This is a genomic window from Pseudomonas sp. B21-054 (assembly GCF_026016345.1).
Lineage (GTDB): Bacteria > Pseudomonadota > Gammaproteobacteria > Pseudomonadales > Pseudomonadaceae > Aquipseudomonas.
Genome location: NZ_CP087204.1, coordinates 4,475,384 through 4,499,757 on the forward strand (window position 1 = coordinate 4,475,384; position 24,374 = coordinate 4,499,757).

22 protein-coding genes and 1 pseudogene are annotated in these 24,374 nt (G+C 55.6%); 21 read left to right on the forward strand and 2 right to left on the reverse strand.

What is annotated here, in order from left to right; all coding sequences use genetic code 11:
• Positions 1-6: 6 nt before the first annotated feature.
• The 9 genes from LOY70_RS19275 (at position 7) to LOY70_RS19315 (ending at position 10,951) form a co-directional block, all read left to right on the forward strand.
• Positions 7-1,284, forward strand: a complete 1,278-nt coding sequence (locus LOY70_RS19275) for an NAD(P)/FAD-dependent oxidoreductase (protein ID WP_265028930.1) — start codon at positions 7-9, stop codon at positions 1,282-1,284.
• 96 nt (positions 1,285-1,380) lie between these two features.
• Positions 1,381-3,024 carry an ABC transporter substrate-binding protein gene (locus LOY70_RS19280; protein ID WP_265028931.1) on the forward strand — a complete coding sequence of 548 codons (1,644 nt, stop codon included), beginning with the start codon at positions 1,381-1,383 and terminating at the stop codon, positions 3,022-3,024.
• 36 nt (positions 3,025-3,060) lie between these two features.
• Complete coding sequence (locus LOY70_RS19285) at positions 3,061-4,017, forward strand: ABC transporter permease (RefSeq protein WP_265028932.1); 957 nt, start codon at positions 3,061-3,063, stop codon at positions 4,015-4,017.
• Entirely contained in the window at positions 4,014-4,886 is an 873-nt protein-coding gene (locus LOY70_RS19290; protein WP_413776609.1) for an ABC transporter permease, read from the forward strand. Before LOY70_RS19285 ends, LOY70_RS19290 begins: the two co-directional genes overlap by 4 nt.
• 1 nt (position 4,887) lies before the next feature.
• On the forward strand, positions 4,888-6,732 hold the full coding sequence (locus LOY70_RS19295) for an ABC transporter ATP-binding protein (protein WP_265028933.1): 1,845 nt from the start codon (positions 4,888-4,890) through the stop codon (positions 6,730-6,732).
• The gene (locus LOY70_RS19300; RefSeq protein WP_265028934.1) at positions 6,729-7,034 is read left to right on the forward strand and encodes a (2Fe-2S)-binding protein; all 306 of its coding nucleotides are present in this window, start codon (positions 6,729-6,731) and stop codon (positions 7,032-7,034) included. Before LOY70_RS19295 ends, LOY70_RS19300 begins: the two co-directional genes overlap by 4 nt.
• Positions 7,019-8,407, forward strand: a complete 1,389-nt coding sequence (locus LOY70_RS19305) for an NAD(P)/FAD-dependent oxidoreductase (RefSeq protein WP_265028935.1) — start codon at positions 7,019-7,021, stop codon at positions 8,405-8,407. The genes LOY70_RS19300 and LOY70_RS19305 overlap by 16 nt, the downstream gene beginning before the upstream one ends.
• Positions 8,404-9,552: an NAD(P)/FAD-dependent oxidoreductase gene (locus tag LOY70_RS19310; RefSeq protein ID WP_068934443.1), complete on the forward strand. Its 1,149-nt coding sequence runs from the start codon at positions 8,404-8,406 to the stop codon at positions 9,550-9,552. Before LOY70_RS19305 ends, LOY70_RS19310 begins: the two co-directional genes overlap by 4 nt.
• A gap of 154 nt (positions 9,553-9,706) precedes the next feature.
• Positions 9,707-10,951 (forward strand): OprD family porin, encoded by a 1,245-nt coding sequence (locus tag LOY70_RS19315; RefSeq protein WP_265028936.1) that lies wholly within the window; start codon positions 9,707-9,709, stop codon positions 10,949-10,951.
• A 127-nt stretch (positions 10,952-11,078) separates the two neighbouring features.
• On the opposite strand, the pseudogene LOY70_RS19320 reads toward LOY70_RS19315, so the two are convergent.
• Positions 11,079-11,540 (reverse strand): annotated as a pseudogene (locus LOY70_RS19320) (DSD1 family PLP-dependent enzyme); the annotation flags it as partial.
• A gap of 86 nt (positions 11,541-11,626) precedes the next feature.
• The gene (locus LOY70_RS19325; RefSeq protein ID WP_265028937.1) at positions 11,627-12,442 is read right to left on the reverse strand and encodes a helix-turn-helix domain-containing protein; all 816 of its coding nucleotides are present in this window, start codon (positions 12,440-12,442) and stop codon (positions 11,627-11,629) included.
• A gap of 858 nt (positions 12,443-13,300) precedes the next feature.
• Here LOY70_RS19325 and LOY70_RS19330 point away from each other — a divergent pair.
• The 12 genes from LOY70_RS19330 to LOY70_RS19385 all read left to right on the forward strand — a co-directional run bounded on the left by LOY70_RS19330 (position 13,301) and on the right by LOY70_RS19385 (position 24,338).
• Entirely contained in the window at positions 13,301-13,519 is a 219-nt protein-coding gene (locus tag LOY70_RS19330) for an AlpA family transcriptional regulator (RefSeq protein ID WP_265028938.1), read from the forward strand.
• Positions 13,520-13,527: 8 nt separating this feature from the next.
• On the forward strand, positions 13,528-15,102 hold the full coding sequence (locus LOY70_RS19335) for a ParB family protein (protein ID WP_265028939.1): 1,575 nt from the start codon (positions 13,528-13,530) through the stop codon (positions 15,100-15,102).
• On the forward strand, positions 15,099-15,659 hold the full coding sequence (locus LOY70_RS19340) for a DUF2857 domain-containing protein (protein ID WP_265028940.1): 561 nt from the start codon (positions 15,099-15,101) through the stop codon (positions 15,657-15,659). Before LOY70_RS19335 ends, LOY70_RS19340 begins: the two co-directional genes overlap by 4 nt.
• Complete coding sequence (locus LOY70_RS19345) at positions 15,631-16,809, forward strand: STY4528 family pathogenicity island replication protein (RefSeq protein WP_265028941.1); 1,179 nt, start codon at positions 15,631-15,633, stop codon at positions 16,807-16,809. Before LOY70_RS19340 ends, LOY70_RS19345 begins: the two co-directional genes overlap by 29 nt.
• A 152-nt stretch (positions 16,810-16,961) precedes the next feature.
• Positions 16,962-17,753 carry a PFL_4669 family integrating conjugative element protein gene (locus LOY70_RS19350; RefSeq protein ID WP_265028942.1) on the forward strand — a complete coding sequence of 264 codons (792 nt, stop codon included), beginning with the start codon at positions 16,962-16,964 and terminating at the stop codon, positions 17,751-17,753.
• Positions 17,753-18,253 (forward strand): DUF3158 family protein, encoded by a 501-nt coding sequence (locus tag LOY70_RS19355; RefSeq protein ID WP_265028943.1) that lies wholly within the window; start codon positions 17,753-17,755, stop codon positions 18,251-18,253. Before LOY70_RS19350 ends, LOY70_RS19355 begins: the two co-directional genes overlap by 1 nt.
• Positions 18,254-18,264: 11 nt before the next feature.
• Positions 18,265-18,666 carry a single-stranded DNA-binding protein gene (locus tag LOY70_RS19360; protein ID WP_265028944.1) on the forward strand — a complete coding sequence of 134 codons (402 nt, stop codon included), beginning with the start codon at positions 18,265-18,267 and terminating at the stop codon, positions 18,664-18,666.
• A gap of 285 nt (positions 18,667-18,951) precedes the next feature.
• A complete protein-coding gene (locus LOY70_RS19365) occupies positions 18,952-20,967 on the forward strand; it encodes a DNA topoisomerase III (protein WP_265028945.1) in 2,016 nt (671 codons plus the stop codon).
• Positions 20,968-21,426: 459 nt separating this feature from the next.
• Positions 21,427-22,683, forward strand: coding sequence for a DNA cytosine methyltransferase (locus LOY70_RS19370; protein WP_265028946.1), 1,257 nt, complete (start codon positions 21,427-21,429; stop codon positions 22,681-22,683).
• Positions 22,684-22,888: 205 nt separating this feature from the next.
• Positions 22,889-23,293 carry a hypothetical protein gene (locus LOY70_RS19375; protein ID WP_092459157.1) on the forward strand — a complete coding sequence of 135 codons (405 nt, stop codon included), beginning with the start codon at positions 22,889-22,891 and terminating at the stop codon, positions 23,291-23,293.
• 122 nt (positions 23,294-23,415) lie between these two features.
• A complete protein-coding gene (locus LOY70_RS19380; RefSeq protein ID WP_092459159.1) occupies positions 23,416-23,898 on the forward strand; it encodes an STY4534 family ICE replication protein in 483 nt (160 codons plus the stop codon).
• Positions 23,899-24,035: 137 nt separating this feature from the next.
• Positions 24,036-24,338, forward strand: a complete 303-nt coding sequence (locus tag LOY70_RS19385) for a hypothetical protein (protein WP_063321920.1) — start codon at positions 24,036-24,038, stop codon at positions 24,336-24,338.
• Positions 24,339-24,374 lie beyond the last annotated feature (36 nt).

Below are 24,374 nucleotides of genomic sequence, written 5' to 3' on the forward strand. Positions count from 1 at the left end.
CATGGCATGGCCTCTGAATCATTCTGGCTCGACACCGCGCCCCCTTTTATAGGCGCAGCCCAAGGCCCAGTGGAAGGGATTGTGGATGTGGTAGTGGTAGGCGCCGGCTTCACTGGGCTGTCCGCTGCCCTTGCCCTGGCAAAACGTGACGCCAGCGTCGTGGTGCTGGAGGCTGGCCGGATTGTTGGGGAAGCGTCCGGACGCAACGGTGGGCATTGCAACACCGGGGTGTCTCAAGACTACGCCGGCCTGGTTCAGCAACGCGGCAGGGAAGTTGCCAAGGGGTTCTATCAAGCCTACGCGGACGCGGTGAAAACCGTGCGTACGCTCATCGAGCGTGAAGGCATCGACTGTGAGTTGCGCATTACAGGCAAGCTCAAGCTCGCGGCAAAACCCAAACACTACGATGCAATCGCGCGCTCCTGTGAACTGATTCAGCGTGATGTGGATCCCGACGTGTGCATGATATCTGCTCACAAGATCCGTGACGAAGTGGATGCCGACGGTTTTTTTGGTGGCATGCTACAGGCCAACGGCGCGCAGATGCACATGGGCAAATTCGGCGTTGGCCTCGGCGAAGCCGCCGTGCGTAACGGAGCCCGAGTATTCGAGCAGGCCGCGGTCACCGGAATTGAGCGCCTACCTAACGGTAATCACCTCCTAACTAGCACGCGAGGGGTAATAGAGGCACGCCAAGTGCTGGTAGCCACCGGGGGCTCGATGAAAGGTCCTTTTCAGTGGTTTCGTCGACGTATTGCACCTGTGGGCAGCTTTGTCATTGCCACCAAGCCGTTACCCGATGAGTTGCTCGACCAATTACTGCCTAAACGCCGAACTTATGTAACCAGTCGCATCGTCGGCAATTACTTTCGTACTACGGTTGACAACCGTCTTGTGTTCGGTGGTAGGGCGCGCTTCGCGATGTCGAATCCTCGCTCCGATATCAAGAGCGGCAAGATCCTCGAATCGGCATTGGCGGGGATGTTCCCCGCCCTTAATACAGTCGGTATCGACTACTGCTGGGGCGGTATCGTTGACATGACGGCTGACCGGCTGCCGCGAGCCGGTGAGCATGACGGCTTGTTCTATGCCATGGGGTATAGCGGGCATGGCGTGCAAATGTCCGTACACATGGGGCAGATCATGGCCGATGTGCTAGAGGGCAAGGTCGAAAGCAACCCATGGCGTGCGTTGGACTGGCCAGCCATTCCGGGCCACTTCGGCAAACCCTGGTTCCTACCGTTGGTGGGAGCGTATTACAAACTCCAGGACAGATGGGCGTGAATCGCCCGCCCACACGGATACTGAGACAAGCCCAAACACCCGCACGCACATCCAAAGCGCATCCATAGTAGTTCCATATAATAAGAGGACGTTGGCATGAGTGATAAAGAACTAGGCAGCCCACTGATCAGTGCTCAACAAAGCACGACGGTGTTCGAAGCCTTGAATCGAGGTATGTCACGGCGAGACTCGCTGCGTCTGCTTGGTGGCGCTGGTCTGATGGCCACCGGTGTTGGGGCCTTGCTCGGCACCAGTGGTTCCATATGGGCCGCCGATGCCCCGACGGGCAAACATGCTACTCCCAAGCGAGGAGGCAAAATTCGCGTCGCTGCCTCGGCCTCATCTGCGGCCGATACTCTTGACCCGGCCCGTGGCGCGTTCTCTTCGGACTACACCCGACATAATCTTTTCTACAACGGCCTGACATTCTTCGATAGCAAGCTTACCCCGCAAATGGGGCTGGCCGAAACATTTGAAACTAACGATGCGAAGACCTGGACGATCAAGCTGCGCAAAGGAGTGACCTTTCACAACGGCAAGAGCTTCTCTGCGGCCGACGTAGTTTATTCGTTGATGCGTCACAAGGAGCCGCTGACAGGATCTAAAGTCAAATCGTTGGCAGAACAATTTGCCGATGTTAAAGCGATCAGCGATAACGAAGTCCAGATCACCCTCACCTATCCAAACACGGAGTTACCGGCAGTCCTGGCAGTATCGCATTTTCTGATCATCGCCGACGGCACCACCGCTTTCACGACCGCCAACGGCACAGGACCCTTCAAGTGTGCGCAATTTCTGCCTGGCGTGCGCACGCAGGCGGTGCGCAATGAGAACTATTGGAAACCCGGCAAGCCCTACCTCGACGAAATCGAACTGATTGGCATTACCGATGAGCCATCGCGAGTCAATGCATTACTGGCCGGCGACGTGCACCTGATCGCGTCAGTCAACCCCCGCTCAGCCAGCCGTGTGCAGCAAAGTGCTAATGCGGTGATAAAGACAACCAACACAGGTACTTATACTGATCTAGTCATGCGCTTACCGCAGCCGCCCTTCAACGACCCCAATGTCGTTGAGGCGATCAAGCTCCTTCTTGACCGTGAGCAGATCAAAAAAGCGGTCTTCCTAGGCTACGGTGTGATAGGTAATGACCAGCCGATAATGCCTGGCACTCCCTATCATTTCGCCGATCTGCCGCAACGCCCATACGATCCGGAAAAAGCCAAGTTCCTGCTTGCCAAGGCGGGGCTAAGTGGTGCGCGCTTGCCTCTGGTGACATCCGCCGCACCAGAAGGCGCTAATGAAATGGCCGTGGTACTACAACAGTCAGCGAAACTAGCCGGACTCAATATTACGGTCAACCGTGTTTCCGCAGATGGATATTGGGATGCGCACTGGATGAAGGACCCCTTTGGCTTCGGGGCCATCAATTCACGCCCAACTGCAAATATCCAGCTGACACAGTTTTTCAAATCAGATGCAGCCTGGAATGAATCAGGTTGGAAAAACGAGCAATTCGATCAGTTGCTAGTGCTCGCACGCGCGGAAACCGACGACATCAAACGCAAGCAAATGTATGCCGACATGCAGACTCTGATCCATCAGCATAGCGGTATCGGCTTACCAATGTTCGTTAGCACGTTGGATGGAGTCTCGAAAAAGCTCCAAGGTTTCGATTCGATCCCCGTGGGCGGTCTTATGGGTTATCAATTCGCAGAGTATGTGTGGCTAGAGGCCTGATGTGCGGGCGTTAGACTTTTCCGGGAGCAGAAGGCCATGAGCCTCAAGACCTTTTTGTATATCGCGCGACGCGCGAGCGGCATCGTACTGACACTGATAGTCGTGTCACTGATGGTCTTTTTCGTCACTGCGTTCTTGCCAGGTGATGCCGCTCAGCAGTCGTTGGGACAATTCGCCACCCCAGATCAATTGGAAGCGTTGCGCAAAGAAATGGGCTTGGAGCGCCCCGCAGTGGTTCGCTATTTTGCGTGGCTTTATGGGTTGCTACAGGGCGACTTGGGAATGTCGTTGGCCAGCCATGCACCAATCACTGACCTGATTGGCGCCCGGCTGGGTAGCTCCGCCACTCTTGCGACTGTCACGGCCGCCATCTCTGTGCCACTGGCATTGGTGATCGGCATCACCTCCGCAATGTTCCGAGGTAGCGCGCTCGACCGCAGTCTTAACGCCGCGACCATGACCACCGTGGCGATACCTGAGTTTCTAATTGCAACCCTGGCGGTGCTGATCTTCGCAGTTAAGCTTCAGTGGGTACCAGCTTTGGTATTTATTCAGGACATTGATAGTCCGCTGGAATTCATCCGTGCATACACGTTACCGGTAGCCACCCTGTGCTGCGTGATTACCGCGCAGATGGCGCGGCTAACTCGGGCCGCACTGGTCGATCAGATGAGCAAGCCCTACATCGAAATGGCTCGATTGAAGGGCGTTGGACCGGTGCGAGTGGTGCTTAGCCATGCTCTGCCGAACACGGTCGGTCCAATCGCCAATGCAATCGCTGTCAGTTTGTCGTACTTGGTAGGCGGAGCAGTGATCATCGAGACCATATTCAACTATCCGGGGCTCGCGCAGTTGATGGTAGACGGAGTCGCCAACCGCGATATGCCGCTGATACAGGCGTGCGCAATGATGTTCTGCAGCGCCTATCTGCTGCTTTTGATCATCGCTGACGTGCTCGGTGTTATCACCAATCCGAAATTGAGAAGCCTATGAGCCAAGACAATGCTACTTCGCAGCGTCCCGCCGAGGATACCCTGCGCCAGCCCAAGAAAAAATCCGTACGGCGCCCCGTCAGCGCAATGATCGGCGCCTTTCTGGTGCTGTTCTGGTTGTTCGTCGCGACGTTCGGCAATTTTCTGGCGCCTTTCGATCCCAGCGATATGGTGTCCCAGGATATTTTCGCCAGTTACAGCAGGACACACATGCTGGGCACCGACTTCCTGGGTCGCGATATGCTCAGCCGCATCCTGGACGGTGCTCGTTATTCAGTCGGCCTGGCACTCATTTCTACCGTACTGGCCTGCTTGACCGGAGTGACGTTAGGACTGTTGGCAGTGCTTTCCAATACCTGGGTGGATGAAGCTGTTAGCCGGATTATGGATGCGTTGATATCAATGCCCAGCAAGATGCTTGCGCTGGTATTGGTATCGGTGTTCGGCTCCTCGGTACCGCTGCTAATCATCATGGCCGTGCTCGCCTATAGTCCCGGTTGCTTTCGAATCTGCCGGAGCCTGGCGTTAAACATTGCACAGATGGAGTACGTGCTGGTTGCGCGCAGTCGCGGCGAGAGCCGTTTTTACATCGCCGCCAGGGAAATGCTGCCCAACATGATGGGGCCAATCCTGAGCGACTTCGGCATGCGGTTCGTATTTTCCGTGCTGCTGCTAAGTGGTATGAGCTTTCTAGGGCTTGGCGTACAACTACCGGCCGCAGACCTTGGCTCCCTTGTCAGGGAGAATATTTCGGGGCTGAGCCAGGGCGTACCTGCTGTGCTCTGGCCGGCTATCAGCCTTGGTACGTTGACCATCGGCGTCAATTTGCTCATCGACAGTTTGTCGGCGCGGCACCGGGGAGGATTCTGACATGACCGATCTGGTAGAAGTGATCGACCTGCGAGTGACCGCTGACGGTGTAGATGGTAGCGAAACCGAAATCGTCAAAGGAGTAAGCTTCACGCTACGCAAGGGCGAAGTCATGGCGTTGATCGGTGAGTCTGGCTCCGGCAAGACCACCATCGCCCTGTCCTTGCTGGGCTACGCTCGCGAGGGTTGTCGCCTGAGCGGCGGAACGGTGCGGGTAGACGACATTCAGGTCCTCTCTCTCAACAACGCACAACTGCATAAGCTGCGTGGCCGCACTGTCGCTTACATTGCGCAGTGCGCGGCAGCGGCATTCAACCCATCCAAACGGTTGATGGAACAGGTCATTGAGGCGGCACTGATACACGGCTTGATGAACCGCGCTCAGGCGCGCGAGCGCGCCATTGAACTGTTCGAAGCACTAGCGCTGCCCAACCCAAAAACCATTGGTGAACGCTATCCCCACCAAGTATCCGGTGGGCAGCTCCAGCGCGTGATGGCGGCAATGGCGTTAATCACCGACCCGGTGCTGATTATCCTTGACGAGCCCACCACGGCGCTGGATGTAACGACCCAGATTGAAGTATTGCGCACCTTCAAAAAAGTCATGCGCGAGCGCGGTATCAGCGCAGTTTATGTTTCCCACGACCTGGCTGTCGTGGCGCAGATGGCCGACCAGATTCTGGTGCTCAAATCCGGCAGTGTGCGAGAAGCGAGCACTATCGACCAGGTGCTTCTGGCTCCCACCGACATCTACACGCGCGAGCTTATGCAAGCCGCCCAGCCTCCGAACGTCACACAATCACTCTTTGTAAAGCCGATGCAGAACGCCCTGTTGCAGGTATCCGGACTGACTGCCGGCTATGGCGACAAGGACTCACAAGGCCTGCCCGCGATCAAAGTGTTGTATGACATCAATATCGATCTCCACCGTGGGCAATCCATCGGCATCATTGGCGAGTCCGGCTCAGGCAAGTCGACCCTGGCACGCTCTATCGCCGGGCTTCTTCCCGCTGCGCGAGGGGAGTTGATATTTGACGGCCAACGGTTGCCAGGCATTCTGTCCAAACGTACTCCCGAGCAGTTTCGTCAAATCCAACTGGTTCATCAGAACGCCGACACCGCTTTGAATCCTTCTCAAAGTATCGCGCAAATTCTTAGTCGTCCGCTGCAAATCTACCGTCGTATGAGCCGCGTACAGCAACAGAAGCGCGTTATGGAGTTGCTCGATCTGGTGCAACTTCCAGCTAGCGTAATAAGCCGCTACCCCAGTGAGTTATCCGGAGGTCAAAAACAGCGCGTTAACTTAGCTAGGGCGCTGGCTGCCGAACCGTCGGTAATCCTTTGCGATGAGGTGACGTCAGCGCTCGATACAGTGGTCGGTGCCGCTATCGTTGCGCTGTTGATCGAATTGCGTCGCGAACTAGGTTTGTCGTACCTGTTCATCAGTCATGATATCTCGACGGTCAAAGAACTTTGTGATGAAGTCGTCGTACTCTATGCAGGTCACCAAGTCGAAGTAGGCAGTCGCCAGACATTGAGCCGTGGCCCCTTGCATCCCTACACCGATCTGCTGACGCGTTCGGTACCTCAAATGCGGCGTCACTGGCTCGACGATCAGCCTGTTCCGGTTTGGAATACAGTTCCCCTACCCCCTGGTAGCGACCCAGCGGTTCTGTGTACCTTCCGCAACCGCTGCCCAGCCCATATCAAGGGCGTCTGTGACACCATCGCACCGCCACTCAAGCGCTTTCCCCAGGGCAATCTTGTTCTTTGCCATCGCAGCGCCGAGGACCTTGCGCGTCTGCAGCATCATCAACCGTGGGTAAGTCAAGGAGAGACCGTATGACCGGCAGATTCAAGCGTTTGGCCGAGCATGCGCGGCCGCAGATCACTATCAAGATAGATGGTCAACACGTGGAAGTTTTGCAGGGCGATACCCTCATGGTTGCGATTCTTTCCCATACCAATAGCTTGCGGGAGTCTGAATTCGATAAGGGTAGCAGAGCAGGCTTCTGCCTGATGGGTGCATGCCAGGATTGTTGGATTTGGACTACTGACGGCGAGCGACTACGTGCATGTAGCACCATTGTTCGGGAAGGATTGTCGATAATCACTCGCTCCCCGGAGGCGGCATGGAACCTCGTGTAGTCATCGTAGGTGCGGGCCCCGCCGGTACCCGTTGTGCCCAAGTGCTGGTGAGCTACGGGATCCGTCCTCTGGTCATCGACGAAAACAACCGAGACGGCGGACAGATCTATCGACGCCAGCCTTCGGGATTCACCCGTGGATACAGTCAACTCTATGGCACCGAAGCAAGCAAAGCCAAGGCCTTGCATGAATGTTTCGACAGTCTACTTGATCATATCGATTACTGGCCGGAAACCTGCGTCTGGGGAATCTCCGGGAAAACCTTGTATGCCTCATGCAAGGGCGAACACCGCGAAGTCGAATTTGATCGGCTGATTCTTTGCACAGGGGCCACGGACAGATTGTTGCCGGTCAAAGGTTGGCATCACGCAGGAACGTTCAGTCTCGGTGGAGCGCAGATCGCACTCAAGGCTCAAGCTGTATCCATCGGCCATTGCGTAGTCTTCATGGGCACAGGGCCGTTGCTGTATCTGGTCGCTGCGCAGTACGTCAAGGCGGGCGCCAAAGTGGCCGCGGTGCTTGACACCTCCGCGCTATCTCAACGCCTCAAGGCATTGCCGATGATGCTTGCACGCCCCATGGTAATGCTTACCGGTTTGCAATTGATGTGGCGCTTATGGAGGGCCCGGGTCCCTATCCATACCGGCATACGCCCGGACGAAATTCAAGGCGACCAGGCGTCGGGCGTTTGCGCGGTTTCCTGGTTTGATCGTGCAGGCCGATACCAGCGTTTGGCTTGCGACGCCGTCGGAGTTGGCTATCACTTGCGGCCTGAGACCCAGTTAGCCGACCTGGCCAAATGCGCCTTCGGTTTCGAGCGCGAGACAGGCCAATGGGTCATGCAGCTTGACGATGATTACCGCACTTCCCGCCCCAACGTCTATGCCGCCGGCGACTGTGCACGTGTCCGCGGAGCCGATGCGGCTGAAGCCGCAGGGCGATTGATGGCGACCTCGGTGCTGTCAGACCTTGGATTTGCGATCGATACGGAATTTGTACTCCAGCAGCGCACCTTGCTCAAGGCTCTTGACCGCTTCCGCATGGGCCTGGCTCAAGCGTTTCCGTGGCCCGCAGACCACGCGGCGCAGTTGCCGAACGAGGCGATTGTTTGCCGCTGTGAATGTATAACCGCCGGCGATTTACGTGCCGTGGTACGGGAAAGACATGCCTGCGAAGCTAATCGCGCTAAGGCGTTCAGCCGTGTCGGCATGGGCCGTTGCCAAGGCCGTTATTGTGCGGAGGCTGGAGCCCAGATCATTGCCAGCGCCGCCCACGTACCGGTAGAAACAGTCGGCCGCTTGCGAGGCCAGGCTCCCGTTCGACCATTGCAAGTCAGTCCAGCGACTGAGGCATCCAAGGAGTCCGTTAAATGAATAGCCGGCACCCCGACGTAATCATTGTAGGCGCTGGTCTCATGGGCGCGACGAGCGCCTTCTTTCTGGGACGACGTGGTCTTAAAGTCCTCATGCTTGAGCGAGGCCTGGTGGGCCAGCACGCCAGCGGTACTAATTTTGGCAATGTGCGCCGTCAGGGCCGCATTCTGTCCCAGATCCCGTTGGCCAATCGGTCCAGAGCGCTTTGGGGGCGCTTGCCCGAGCTGATCGGCGAGGACCTGGAGTTCATTCCTACCGGCCATGTGCGTGCGTGCTACAGAGAGTCGGAACTCGAATTGCTGCGTACGTACAACAGTAATCCACAACTGAGCGAACTTGGGCTGACGATCTATCAGGGTCAAGAAATGCGTCAGCGCTTTCCCTATCTTGGTCCTGATGTACTCGCCGCGTCCCATGCCCCGTATGACGGGCACGCCAATCCCAGGCTTGCAGCGCCGTCGTTTGCCCGTGCGGCAGTCCGTGAAGGCGCGGTGCTGCGCGAGCAAGTCGAAATCAACCGAGTCGAAAAAAACGGTGATCATTTCACGTTGACGAGCTGCGCAGGTGAAACCTTCAATGCCGCCAAGGTACTGATTACAGCAGGCGGCTGGGGCAGCCGTTTGTCTTCGCAGTTCGGGGAAACGGTACCTATCGAACTACGGGGGCCCCATATGGCTGTGACCGAGCCCCTGCCCTATCGATTTAAGGAAGTGGTTGGGGTTTTTTCTGAAATCAAAAGCGAAATCGTCTATTTCCGTCAAGTGACGCGCGGAAACATCGTATTTGGAGGCGGCTATCACACTCATCTGGACGCCTCCGCGCTTCTGTCACCACCTGATCCGAAGGCCGTTGTGGAGCAACTGGGTCGTTTACGCCGCCTTGCCCCCAGCTTGTCGAATGTCAATGTGATCCGAACTTGGAGCGGGGTCGAAGGCTATACCGCCGATGACCGGCCCATCATAAGTGCCAGCAGCCAGGTCGATGGATTGTTTTACGCCTTCGGTTTCTGCGGCCACGGTTTTCAGTTGGGTCCGGGAGTGGGCGACGTCATGGCCGAACTCATTGCCACCGGAGCCAGCAGCACGCCGATAAACGAGTTCGACATCTCCCGATTCGCCGCAGCCGCTGTACCCACCACTGGCTAGTTGCTGATCTCGCTGCACGCCTGACTCTTTGACGCAAAGTCCCCGCTGCGGCGCTAGTACCGCCGTGAGGACTTCTGCGGCCAAAAAAAGCTGTACCCATAACCAGAAAGCAATCGATTGAAGACTGCCCTTACCACTACGGACATAACCCACCATGAACAAATTACCAGCGTTATGCACAGCGGTACTCGCCGCCACCACCTCCCAGTGGAGTTGCGCAGAGGATTTGACCGAATCGCCATTTTTCAAGGACAGCAAGACCCAGTTGCTGAGTCGTAACTTTTATTTCAACCGTGATTATCACCAGGCTAACGCCCCTCAGAACTACCGTGAGGAATGGGCACAGGGCTTTATCGGCACTTTCAACTCGGGCTTCACCTCCGGCACCTTGGGTTTCGGTCTGGACCTAATCGGCATGTACGGGATGAAACTGGACAGCAGCTCTGATCGCATTAATACCGGGCTATTACCGAGCAGCGGCAACCGTCAGGCCGGTGTCGACCATGCGCAGGATGATTACTCTAAGGCTGGGGGAGCAATCAAAATAAAAGTGTCGCAAACCGTATTGAAGTATGGTGATCAGATTTTAAACACTCCCGTCTTCACCAACAGCGATTCGCGCTTGCTTCCCGAAACCGCACGCGGCTTCTATTTGAATAGCCAGGAGATTGCCAATCTGACCATTGAGGCCGGACATATCACCTCCATGACGCTCAAGGAGCGGACCTCTCACGACTCATCGCCTTTGACTAAAGCTGACTTCCTCGGCGCCACTTATAAGTTCACCCCGTCGCTTAGCGCATCGCTTTACGGGTCACATGTTGAAGACTACTGGGACAAAACCTATGTGGGTGCCAGTTGGACGTTGCCTGTCAATACAGGACAGACGCTAACATTTGACTTTCGAGGTTATGACCTCAAAAGCAGCGGTCAACAACGTGGAGGCGAGTTGGATAACCGTGCGTTCAGTTTGAAAGCCACCTATCTGTATGGGCCGCATACCTTTGCTGTAGCGAACCAGCAAGTTCACGGCAAGGGCGCCTACTCATACGGCGTTGATGGCGGTGACAGCAACTATCTGGCCAACTACATCCAATTTGGTGATTTCGTAAGAGAAGACGAAGTATCTTGGCAGGCACGCTACGATTATAATTTCGCATCTCTTGGGATACCGGGTCTTGCCTTTATGGTTCGCTATGTACATGGCGATAACATCACTCTACCCTCCGGAGTCACCGACGCCACCGAATGGGAACGAGACGTGCAGCTCGCTTATGTTGTACAAAGTGGCCCGGCAAAAAAACTGAGTTTCAAGATTCGCCAGGCAACGTATCGCAATGACTTCGGCACCTCATTGGATGAGGTGCGCTTAATAACGGAATATCCTTTGAATTGGTAGAGCAATGACTAGCCGTCCGAGGGAGGGTGCAAAGCTCTCTCGGTCGGGCAAACTTTCGACCGCGACCACACAGATCCATTTAGGACCTACAAGAATTGCGAAAGAGCCATAACCTTCCCGAGGCGCATCACCATCCATTTACACGAGGCCAATGAGTTGTCTCACCGCTCGCCTGCAGCGCTTCATAAGCTTGATACTGTGCACCTGTTGCGCAGGCGTGGTTGGGCAGTACACGGAGTCGTGTACCTATTGGGTACAGCTTCTCGACATCCACGTTCAAGCCGTCCTCAAAAGAGGCAACACCGTGCACCTGGTTGGCCGAACGCAGCAGTAGGCCATCAATGATCAAACCATTCGTGTCGGATACCAAGCCATAGCCGAAGTCGCACTGCTGTGACTGAGTTCCGCGATCTCGACTCATTGCCATCCAGCCCGAATCGGTGATGATCCATCCTTTGTCTGGTTGGTGCCCGATCACGGTAGTGAGCACAGAGAGGGCCAAATCTTCGAGAGCACATACGCCAACGTTATGCATAACCAGATCAAAAAAGACGTACACCCCAGCACGCAGCTCGGTGACGCCCTCCAGAAGCACTAGCGAGGCGATCACGCAGGCCATCCTGATCACGTTGGGCATCGGCCAGGTTCTGGCCCGATAAAAATACCGCACGGTTTCTATGATGATACCAGCCTAAATGTCCCTCCCTCGAACTCCGTCCGCGATAAACGCTCACGCAAATCTGCATCCACTCTAGCATCTTCGGGCCGGTACAATCGAGTCCGCTTCAGAGCATCCTCCTGATCAATATGGGTGCCCAAGAAAGCCCACACCACGCGCGTGCATGTCGGTGCGCGTTGGTCTGTAGCCGATACCCCTAGCTTCAGGCCATTGAGCCGAGACAAACGGCTTTTGTAGCTAGGAATCAGAATGGTCTGGGTGATCTCATTATTCGTCAGCGATTCATAATCGAGAAGAAAAACCCGGTCTCGCAGGTAGTAGGCAATTCCCTTGTACAGGTATCGCTCAAAAATTTCTTGCCCCGCCTCAAGCGTTTGTACTCGTTCATGACGCTCATATACCACCTGTCCAGCTTCCTCGCGCAAATGGACCAATGAGCAAAGGATTTGACCGGGTTCGGTCATGGCGTAGTAGTACTCATGGTAGTAGCCCAGCAACGTCGAAAACCGGTCTGTCGAGCTTTTGCCTAGATGATCGAACATTCTCAACGCGGCGCTCAGCGGCTCGGTTGTTCGAGAGCGCGATTGGACGCCAATCAGGGGGAGAAACTGCTCGGTTGGCAGTACAATTTCGCACTCCTCCACACCGAAAAAATCACAAATACGCTTTAGGTTGTAAGGCGTAGGTCGGCTGCTGCCGTTCAAATACTTGGTGAACTGGCCTCGGTTGATCTTCAGTTTTCGGCACACCTCCGCGACAGATCGGTAATGACAGCATAGGTGGTACAAGTTTGACGAAAAATGATCAGACATATATGAAAGCTTTCAATTCCATAGCGACAAGCCCATTAAAGTAGCAGCAACTCGCATCAGATAATGGCACTTCGAGCACTTGCTTATGAGAAGACATTAACGAAATATTGCGTTCGCAAACCGTCGCGAGTCCTCTTCACGTAAGTCACTGCAACATATGGTAAGGAATACCACATGCACGAAGTCATAAACGACTTCCTCCTAGGGAAAGGTCTTGTTGCTGTCAACTTCACATCCATTTCACCATGTGTAATAGGCACGCAATTTTATTCAAAATGTTTCTGCCCATTAACGACATGGCGCCCCCCTCATGCTCGCTGCGTGTATCAGTTGGAATCTCTCAAAGACAATGCTTTAGCAGTGAGTTCATGCATGAACTGGCTTGATCCGCGGCATCATCGCGTACCCGTTCACAACGCGTACGATCCGCGAACAACGCAACGCTGCGGCCTCTCCAATGCAACATCCAGAAATCATCAACTGTCTACCAGTTAAATGGGTATCTGCCTTGACGCATTGAATCTTTCGTCGTCCCCAAGCATGCAGTTCCATAGATGGGCATTGCAGGTTATGGAAAGACTCATGATTCAAAATGAACAGCTCAACGGCACCAACGCTTACTACCATGCGCAAAAGCCGGTAATTCAATCCAGCAGTCGGCCTGAACACCCCTGCATGTATTCATAAAGCTCACTGTACCCATGACACATTTGCAAACAGCTAACGAACTACGCCGTTTCTGAGAGCAACCATGACCTGACCGCTACAACCAAAGCGCTCATTCGCGATGCTCGTTTGCCTTGAAACATTATTACCCGTGCGCTAACAGGCGCGATCAATCGTCAAGGAGTGTCAACCATGCCTATGCATATTGATTCAAAACCTCCCCTTCCTGAGCTTCGTATATTGCGACTTTCAGACGTCGAGCAAAAAACGGGACTCAAGCGCTCGTTCCTTTACAGCCTGATGAGTCAGGGCAAATTCCCAAAGTCCGTCCGTCTGGGCGTTCGAGCCGTAGGCTGGGACGCCACGGAAGTCGACCAATGGATTGCCGATCGTTTAAGCGATCGCGGCTAAGGAGTTACGTGAGCGTGGCATCCACCTACCCCACACAAGATGAAGCATCCAAACAAAATTCAAAAGCGCCGTGCGAACGAGCTGCCTCGGGTTGCCCGAGCGATCCAGAGGTCGAGACGCCCCTGATCGTCACACTGGACTGCTTGAAGCCCTACGACCTGGACCCGAGGGTTACGCGCAACCCAAAGTACGATGAAATCAAGGCGTCCATTCGTCAGCGTGGGCTTGATGCGCCACCCCCAATCACCCGACGGCCAGGTGAGCCTTATTTTCGGGTTCGCAACGGTGGCAACACGCGGCTGTCGATACTGCGTGAGCTCTGGTCTGAAACAAAGGACGAGCAATATTTCCACCTGACGTGCATGTTCCGCCCCTGGCCAGAACGCGGTGAGATCATTTCACTGACCGGCCATCTGGCCGAGAACGAAATGCGCGGAGGCCTGACATTTATTGAGCGCGCGCTCGGGGTTGAGAAAGCCAGGGAGCTCTATGAGCTTGAAAGCGGTACTTCTCTTTCCCAGTCAGAGCTGTCCAGGCGGTTGACCGCGGACGGCTACCCTGTCCACCAATCCCACATTAGCCGTATGCGAGATGCGGTTCACTACTTACTGCCGGCCATCCCCAACGTCCTATATGGAGGACTGGGCCGCCATCAAGTCGAACGGCTGGCCGTGCTGCGGCGAACCTGTGTCAAGATTTGGGAGGAGCACGCAAAAACAAAAATCCTTACCATCGATTTTGCGTCCCTTTTCCAAGAAGCGCTGATGTTGTTTGATGGGACCACAGCCGACTTTTCCATCGACCGCGCTCAGGATGAGGTCATTGGACAAATGGCTCATTACTTGGGCGTTGACTACGACACGCTCGCACTGGCGTCTGAGGCAGGCGAGAAGCGTGAGCAGGCATTGACTCATGTTCCGATGAAGGCCTCCCTGCCCTGCCCACGAACAGCGGCTGCATTGGATACCGGGCTCGACCGTCCAGCCGTCCCGTCTATCCTGGCCGACTCTGCAGCAAAAATTGTTCAGGCAGTCAAAGAGCCCAACCTTCCGGAGGTATCTGATTCTGATCGCCTGCAGTCCATCCAAGCGTTGGTGGCCAGACATGCTGGCGATGGCCCCTCACTGGCATCAGACGTCCTGCCGTTTGCGCAGGGTAGCCTCTTCCCCATTTCGGACATCTGGAACATTGATCCGGCACTGGATGAGCCACAGCGTCTGCGAATTCACATCAGCCAATTCGCTCGTGAAATATGTCAGGACGTTGCCAAGGCTGACGTCATTACTGAAGTGGATGAAGGGATCGGCTTCCGCTGTTGCTTCGAAACGGTACCCGAACATCCGTCACCGTTAACTTTGGTCGCCTTACTGGAAACGTTGACAACCAATTCCTCTGCATCGAGCGTCCCGATGGAAATCGGCGCTCTACTGTTAGGTACCACACAACCGGATGCCCAGGCATGCCGATTGAGTGACGCCAATCTGATCAAGTTGTTTCGCTTGATTCGTTTAGCCCGACGCTTGATTGACCTCAAATCAGAATTTGGCACTGATCAGGACATGCACACCAAGGAGGAATTATGACGACGCCCCATCCGATCAACCAAGCCGTTATAGCCCAGGCGCTGCATGATCTGCGCAACGGCCAACTCAGACGCTGCAAAACCATGGGATTTGCTGATGAAGACTTGGCCGCACTCAAGGAGCCCGGGCTGATCAGCGTTCTGCTCAATGCTCGTGTGCCTTGGTGCACGGTCCAGATCAACCGTGGTGTGCTGCAGAAGATCCTCGGTCAAGCAGAAGACGTCGCCCTGGAAATCTCCAGTATTGACCGCATGCTGCGCCTGGGCGCCAGTACGGAGATGGTCAGTAGATTCTACGGTCTGACTCATCAGGAAGTGGCCCTGCGCCGAAACATTTTGGGACTGCCCAAGCGTAAAGGCCGGCATCACGTCCTCAGCGAAGCACAAGACACACTGCTCTGGGAGCGTTGGCATCCTCAATTCAAGGCACGAAAAATTTCGGTGGATGACGACCGGGCCTTACTGGACCTGACGCTTGATCTGGCAGAGGAGCTTTCGTACCCGGCCTCCGTGGTTTGGGCATCTCTGCGTGATTGGATCGATCAAGGGTTGGTCTAGCGCGGTGAAAACCTCGGGCCCAACACCGCTCTCCTCCGTGCTTGATAGCGCCCTGAAGAGTTTGCACGCCCAGAGCGCGCAAGGGAACGGGGACGGTTTTCTGTTCAGTGGCAATCGCCATGAGACCGTCCCCAGAGCATTGCTTCTCGATCAACGTCTGACTCCGCTTGAACGCAATGCTTGGCAAATTTTCCGATTATTGCTGAACGACGATGGGGTCACCACTTTCCCGACCTATGATCAACTGCGTAGCTACCTGGCATCCGTCCCCTGCGGTGCCCTGGCCTCCCATGAGACGGTAGCGAAGACCTTGACGTTGTTGCGCCTGACAAGATGGTTGAGCTTGGCCCGCCGACGGCGAGACGCCCGTACCGGACGTGTGCTCGGTAACTTGTATGTCCTGCACGATCGCCCTTTGACGCCCTTTGAAGCTATGCAGATCGATCCCGGATACATGGTATTGGTCAGCCACACGCTCAAGCACGCCAATAAGGGTATTCAGCGCGTCGGATTGGCGGTGCTCGAAGAAATTAGCCATGACCCCAGTGTTCAAACTCAATTGCTGCCCAGCCATCTACAGGTTTTAGCTGTGCGTCTACAACAAGCGCAGGCCACCGATGTGACGCCAGATATGCAAACCGAAGAACGTACCCCTGAAGCTCTTCGGAAACTAAACGCCCAGTCTTCGGTATCCGAACCGAGGTCCAAAGCCCCGCCGGACCACTCTCTTCGGCATCCGAAGCCTGCGAGTACGTTAAGTACAAAAGCGTTAAAAATACTACGTACTGGCGAGAGTTCGCAGGCAGGTTCCGAGCTGATTCTCCCTACCCGCTTTTCATCGCTCACGTCCACACAGCAAGCGGGTGCCAAAGTGGCCTTGCAGCAATTGCCCGTCGAGTTGCGGCAGGCAGTTCTGGATGAATGGGCGGCTCGGTGCCGAGAAGCCCATATACGCAATCCGGCCGGCTACCTATTTGGCATTCTGCAGAGAGCATTGCAGGGTCAATTCACCGTCTGGGCAGCCAAGGAACAAACGCCTGAATCGAGCGGATCGAAGCCCAGCCCCAAGCAAACTCAGAAAACGGAACGAGATCCTGCCGTCGCTCACGCCTACCTAGACGAACTCAAGGGTCTGTTGAAGGAACGATAACAGTAAGCCTCTGAAGCTATCCCCTGGGGATAGCTGCCGCCCCTACCTTCGCAGACACCAATCAGGCTCGCACAGCCTGCGCTTTGTTCAATGACAGAGTCCCGCCGTGCCGCAAAGCTGGGCGCCCTCCCACAGTCCCTGAGTGACTTCCCATGGCGAACGACCTGCAACTGAACCTCGGTACATTGCGCAGTAGCGTGCAATTGACCCTGCACACCCATCACGCATCTCGCATCTGGCACGGGCGAGACGCCTCCCAAGGCCGAGCAACGATCATCGGCCTGAACGGTTTCATTGCCGTCATGAACAAAATGAAACGTGGCGCGGAACTGGATGACCCCTACGCCGACGTCTGGATGCTAAGAATCGAAGACAAGCTCAACGCTACCAAAGACATCCTCAAGGCCTTGAATGAGCAGGTGAACCTGGCACTTTCAGAAGTGCCTTCCGCCTTGAGTCTGGGCGAGAACCTCAATGTGCAGCCAGTCAAATTGCCGCTATTCGTCAACGCCCAACTTGGCTTCATGGCGGTGTATCTATTGGCCGACTATGACGATCTGGCACGACGTCTGATCCTGGCTCATCACACCGCATTGATTGATCGCTCCAGCTTAGAACGCTGGCTTAACGAAGGGGCGCACGCTTTGCGAAGCCTGTTCAGCCTGGCTCAACAGTACAAATCATCCGGCTTGAACCGTGAGGATTATCAGGCGAATACCCCCCTGGCGATATCCGCCAAAGAACGTTTTGGTGAGATTGATCAAGACATTCTGGAAGGCACCCGTCGCTCACGCTTTGCCCCGCCCTTGGTGCGCCGGCTTACGATCAGCGCCCCTCAAAAGGATGAAGAAAAAACTCTGGACGTCGCCATCGACAGTGAAACGCTCAGTCCTCATGAACCTGCCTCCTGCGCTCGGGAGCAGCCAGCAGAGGAAGAGCGCTGATGGCCTTGCACTATTTCAAACCCTTGGTTCATTCAGAGCTAGAGCAACTGCAGCATGCGGCCTACCTAAAAGGCCTTTTACAGCCTTTTAAAGGTAAGGGCTGTTTGGAGGACTGGGCCAGCGATTGCAATGCACTTCGTGACGGTCTGATTGAGCTAGCGCAGACAAGAATCCTGACCCAAGCTCGGCGTTATCCCTTCAACCTGCTGGCAGCCCAGCTGACCCGACACAGCACGGGGGCCGGGACGACTTTTCTGCGCTGGCGTAACCCCGACCGCACCAACATGGGGGTGTCCCTCTGGCAGCAATGCATTGAACACGAGGCCACCCCCAATCTGCTGATTGACGACCTCTACGCACTGGAGCAACAGCGGATCGTGCTGAATATGCAAATCAGCATGAGCCACATCCTGGCCCGCCAAGCCAATGACTGCGCCATCAAGATGTCGCACGCCGAAGCGGTCTATCAACGCTGCATTAAACAACGCGCCCTTGTATAAGCGAGCCCCTCATGAGCACTCATTTTTTCGGTGAAGGTAATATTGGATCGGCGCCCGAATTTCGGGAATTCAACAACCGCAATGACGAGCCCAGGCGTCTGCTGAGGCTCAATGTTTATTTCGACAACCCTGTTCCTGTCAAAGACGGCTATGAAGATCGAGGCGGCTTCTGGGCGCCGGTTGAAATCTGGCACCGTGAAGCAGAACACTGGAGCACGCTGTATCAAAAAGGCATGCGGGTGATGGTCGAAGGACGCTCGGTCAAGGAGGAATGGGCCGATGCGGATGAGAACGCACGAGTGACGTTCAAAATCGAGGCGCGGCGCGTGGGCATCCTGCCCTACCGAGTCGAACGGGTCACATTGGGTGGCAAATCATCTGCCGCCACCGATGGCGACGACCATCCAAATTGATTCTTGAAACCGCTTGAGCGGCTGGCCCAGTCGTCAGTCGCTCTTTTGCGCCAAAACGCTCGCAACCCCTACTGCATCGTGAGCGTCCACTGACGTCCATCCTGTCCCAGCCGGCGGCACATGACGAATTCGCTGGTGCAAAGACCGCTGCGCCCATGCCTGGCTCAGGGTCACCTCTGCCGACTGATCATCAATACGCTCTGATGCAGAATCGCTTTGAGAGTCGCGCGCACCGTCTCCCCTCATGCATCTTCCTGCCCTCTCAACTGCTTTGCTGGGCATGACATGCGACTCTTTCTGTGTGAAAAACCTTCCCAGGGCAAAGACATTGCCAGGGTGCTTGGCGCTCGACAACGTGGCAGCGGCTGCTTCAAAGGCGTGGGTATCAGTGTGACCTGGTGCATCGGACACTTGGTCGAAGCGGCACCACCTGAAGCTTATGATGAACGCTTCAAACAGTGGTCGCTGGACCATCTGCCCATCATTCCGAGCTCGTGGCGTGTCCAAGTCAAAGCGAACACGGCGGCTCAGTACAAAATCGTCAAACAGCTACTGGCCCAAACATCTGAATTGGTGATCGCCACTGATGCTGATCGCGAAGGCGAGATGATTGCTCGCGAGATGCTTGAGCTGTGTCAGTACCGCGGTTCTATCCAACGGCTGTGGCTGTCAGCACTTAACGAGGCCTCCATCCGTAAAGCCCTGGGTCAGTTACGACAGGCAGAAGAAACTCAGTCCCTCTACCATTCTGCCCTCGCCCGCTCACGAGCGGATTGGCTAATCGGCATGAACATGAGCCGACTGTTTACACTCCTTGGCCGCCAGGCAGGGCTCAACGGGGTGTTGTCGGTGGGACGTGTGCAAACGCCGACCTTACGCTTAGTGGTTGATCGGGATCGCGAGATCGAACGATTTGTACCAACGCCTTACTGGGTTATCCAGGTGAAGCTTGAAGTACTGGGGCAAGCGTTTACAGCGCAGTGGGTCGCGCCCGACAGTGCCACTGACGAAGCAGGCCGGTGCATCAGGCAAACCGTCGCTTTGCAGGCGCAGCAGAGCTTCAGAGCGACAGGGGTTGCACAGGTATTGGAGGTTGAGACGCAACGAACTCGAGAGGCACCGCCGCTACCCTTCGACTTGAGCACCTTGCAAGAAGTTTGTTCAAGACGCTTGGGCTTCGGCGTGCAGGAAACACTGGACATTGCTCAATCGCTTTATGAGACCCACAAAGCGACCACCTATCCGCGCACAGACTCAGGTTACCTACCCGAAAGCATGTTGCTCGAGGCAAAAGCGGTCTTCGCTGCACTGATAAAGAGCGATCCTGGCGTGGGCCCTTTGGTGCAATCCGCCGATCCCACGCTACGCTCCCGGGCTTGGAACGACAGCCAAGTCAGCGCGCATCACGGCATTATCCCGACACTTGAACCGTTTAATCGGTTGGCCTTAAGCGAACACGAATGCGCGGTCTACGAGTTGATTAGGGCCCGTTATCTGGCGCAGTTTCTGCTCCATCATGAGTACGACCGCACTACCGTGCGGCTCACCTGTGGCAACCATGTATTGAAAGCCCATGGCAAACACGTCGTGGAATCAGGTTGGCACCGGGTATTGGGTAGCGAATGCCCCCCCAACGACGACGAAGCGTCGCCACGCAGCCAAGCGCTGCCAGACCTCCACTCGGGTGTGTGCTGCAACATGGCGAACGTGGAGCTAAAGTCCCTCAAGACTCAGCCCCCCAAAGCTTATACCCAGGGTGAGCTGATCAAGGCCATGAAAGGCGCGGCCAAACTGGTGACAGACCCAAGGCTGAAGCAGGTTCTCAAGGAGACGACAGGCATCGGCACAGAAGCCACAAGGGCTAATATCATCAGCGGTTTGCTGAGCCGAGGGTATCTGTACATCAAAGGGCGATCTGTACGGGCTTCTGAGGCGGCCTTCACCTTGATTGATTCGGTACCTCCCGCCATAGCAGATCCGGCCACCACCGCCATCTGGGAGCAGGCGTTCGACATGATCGAGGCCGGCCAACTGACGCTCGAGGATTTCCTCGCAAAGCAAACCGCCTGGATCAGCCAACTGGTCGAGCACTACCGTACGACGACCTTGGCGCTCCATAGCCCCGGCGGCCCGAATTGCCCTTTGTGTGGGGCGCCAATGCGTCAACGTGACGGCAAGCACAACAAGTTTTGGTCCTGTACACGGTACCCAGAATGTCGGGGGGCTTTACCCATCGCCTCGCAAGAGAGAGCGTCCCCACGCCACCGAAAGCCGCGTCGTTCAAAACCTGGAAACTCCTGAACGACCTTGCCCAAGCTCGCTTCTCCTTCTGAAACAGCGAGCGCGCCCAAGCCGAGCAACAGCCGGTGGCACGGAGGAACACATCGTCTGAGCTGTGCCTACAGCATGATGGTTCAGTAGGACAGTGCTGCGCTGAAGGGTCCCCTGATCGCCTCCCCGGGGCGATCAGGAGACCCTTCAGGGTGGACATAATCGATACCGGACCCCGCCGGTCAAACAACGAGCTCCTTTTGTACGCGGATGTGTGCCTGACGATACCGACCCACGCCACGAAACGGGTCGGGTGAGATGCTTGTGAAGGCGCCTGGCCTGACGACCGCCAAGCCCGGAACAGCCCCACGGGTGGCCTCTCTGTTCAAGCCGAAGGTCGCCTTCGGCGCCTTTGTCCTTTCTCCCACTTTGCGCCGTGCCTGACACCGCTCGGGCACAGAAATGCGCGCCTCCAAAGGACATACCCCTATGATTCAAACCTCCTCGCCACTGCAATACGCCAGCGTTTGCAGCGGGATCGAAGCGGTGACTGTCGCCTGGAAGCCTTTAGGTCTCACCCCAGCTTGGTTTTCCGAAATAGCACCGTTCCCTTGTGCGGTGCTGGCCCATCACTACCCAACCGTACCTAATCTAGGCGACATGAAGCGACTGGCCCTCCAAGCACTCGACCGAGCCATTGCTGCTCCTGCCATTCTGATTGGAGGCACACCATGCCAGGCATTCAGTGTGGCGGGTTTTCGTGAAGGCTTGGCAGATGCTCGAGGAGCTCTGTCTCTTACATTTGTGGAGCTCGCCAATGCGATCGACCAAGTCCGAATGCAACGAAAGGAACCTGAAGCCATCATCGTCTGGGAAAACGTTCTCGGCGTGCTCACCGATAGAGGAAACGCCTTCGGATGTTTTCTCGCAGCATTGGCTGGCGAAGAACATGAACTCGTCTCCCCAAGGGAGACTTGGTCGCACGCAGGTGTTGTGTTTGGCCCCCAAAGAACAATCGCGTGGCGCGTCCTGGATGCCCAATATTTCGGCCTGGCCCAACGACGCCGTCGCGTGTTCCTTGTCGCAAGTGCTCGTGTGGGATTCGATCCCGCCGCGGTACTTTTTGAGCGCCAAGGCCCGCGCCGGGATAATGCGCCGCACCGCACGCTACAAACGGAGGCTGCCTGCCCTGTTGGCGCTGGCCTTGAAGCCTTAAGTGCCCCCTTCCGCGCCGTCGTGTTCAACAACGCCTATGGCATGGCCAACGGCCAAGGCGGGGCTGAGGCAGGGTTGGAATGCTGCCCAACACTGACCTGCAATCACGACGTTGCGATTGTGGTGTGTGGCACAGCACACAGCTCCGTCTGTGCAACCTCAACTCCCCATCTGCTGCACCAAGACGTTATCGCACGCAGCAGCTGCTATGTGCGTCCTAGAGCCAGGCGCCTGCTTCCCATTGAGTGTGAGCGCTTGCAGGGGCTACCCGATAACTACACACGCATTCCCAGGCGTCATTACGCAATAAGGCGCATCAGCCATCGTCGTCCTCCGGACATGTGGGAAGCCACTCACAATGGCTGGATGCTGATGGCTGCTGACGGCCCCCGTTACAAGGTCATAGGCAACTCAATGGCCGTCCCCTGCCTGACTTGGCTTGGTAAACGTTTGCTCGATGTGCTTAGAAATCCGGAGTCTTTCAGCGAGGTATTGATCACTGACAGGCAGGCTAAGAAAAACCATTCTTGACCACGCAAGACTGATCACTGATCAGCGCATGCCCAGGCAGCTAGGGTCTTCAAAGCTGCGTCGTGAAATGTTTCACGCTGGCCCCGTCCCAGTCCGCCCAGCATCGTTTCTTGCGGACGTGCGCCTCCGAAGGCGCTGATGCCTGTCTTTCGCCGTGAGGGTTACCCACACCTTTCACTTAAATCAGATCCAAGGAGTCATTAGCATGAAAAACGCTCCCATTACTCAACTGTCGTCCCTGTCCCAGCCTAAGCCCGCCGCACATCTTGTTGATGTCGACAATACCGCAGCCGCTTTTTTCTTCGCCTGGAAACAAGGCGTGGACTTAGCCGGTTTCACCTATTTTGGTGACGGTTCTAAAGCAGGCTTCAATAAGGCCAATTGCCGATGGGATCTGCGTCCCATCCTGCGAATGGTCGATAAAAACTTCGAAGTCCTGAGCAATCAGGAACGGGTATTCCTAGCTGCGATGGTGAGCTTCCATGACACGCAAAAAGGTTGTGAGTTGCTCAAGCAGGCGGGGGTCAAAGGCCTGGCTGATCTGGGCCTTTTAGACCCTGTACAGCGAGACATTATTGCTTCGCTGATCCTTCATTACCACGGCTGGTAATCAGCCTCTTTATTCACTGGGGCCTAGAAGTTTTCCCCACTTATCAAACCAATCACCCATCGGGGGCGACTGCCCCTTCGGGAGAGGCGCCTCCATCGTTATTCCTAGCCTGGAGGCATGTCATGAATCCTACGTTTGATGAAACGACCTATTTTGACCTTCACATCACTGGACTGGGTTATCTCAATCGCATTCGTGAAGTGAAGCTCAAGAAAGGTGAATCATTCCTAGCTTGCGACATCGCAGCGCTCAATGGTCCGACCGACTGCGCTGAGTATCGGCGTTTTGACGTTCGTGTCACAGGCGAAGATGCTCAGGTACTGGTACGGCGCTGTGCCAGAGCCGTTGAGTTGGACCGTAAGGTCCTGGTTGGTTTTCGTCTGGGAGATCCCTGGGTCGATACGTTCACTTACTCCAAAGGCATTAACCAGGGACAGTTGGGTGTGAGCTTCAAGGCCCGATTGCTCTTGTTGAACTGGATCAAGATCGACGGTGTTTTGGTGCATAAGCGCGAACCTTCGAATCAAGACAGCCTGAAATCCGAAGCGACAACTCAACCAGTGAATGCAACTCCTCCATCACTCGAAGAGGACTTTGCATTCTGATCTCAGATCCGGCTACGGGTCTTGGTTTTTCCTCAACGTCTTCATTCAACGTCGACGTTTGAAGCTCCCCCCTCCCTCGTAAGCCATGACGCCCGAGGGGGGTGTCATGGCCCCACTTTTTGAATAGGAAGCAGACCATGATTGTTATCAAATTTGGAGATTCGGCCAAACCCTGGTCCGAGCACGGCGCTTTGGTTATGACCCCTGGCGTTGATGCACTGATGAGGACGAAACGATTAGATCCGTTCCACTACTTCGGCCGCCACATCTTGGGCGACTGGGGCGATATCTGTGATGAAGATCGTCAGCTCAATGAAGATGCGCTGCAATCGGGCTATCGTCTGATGTCTGCCTACGATGTTGAACCTGGCTTGAGATTGTGGGTTATCACCGAAGCTGATCGTACCGTGACCACCATTCTTCTGCCTGAGGAATATTGAGGCCTGCGGCCAGACCTCTCTAGCACTTCAGTTAAT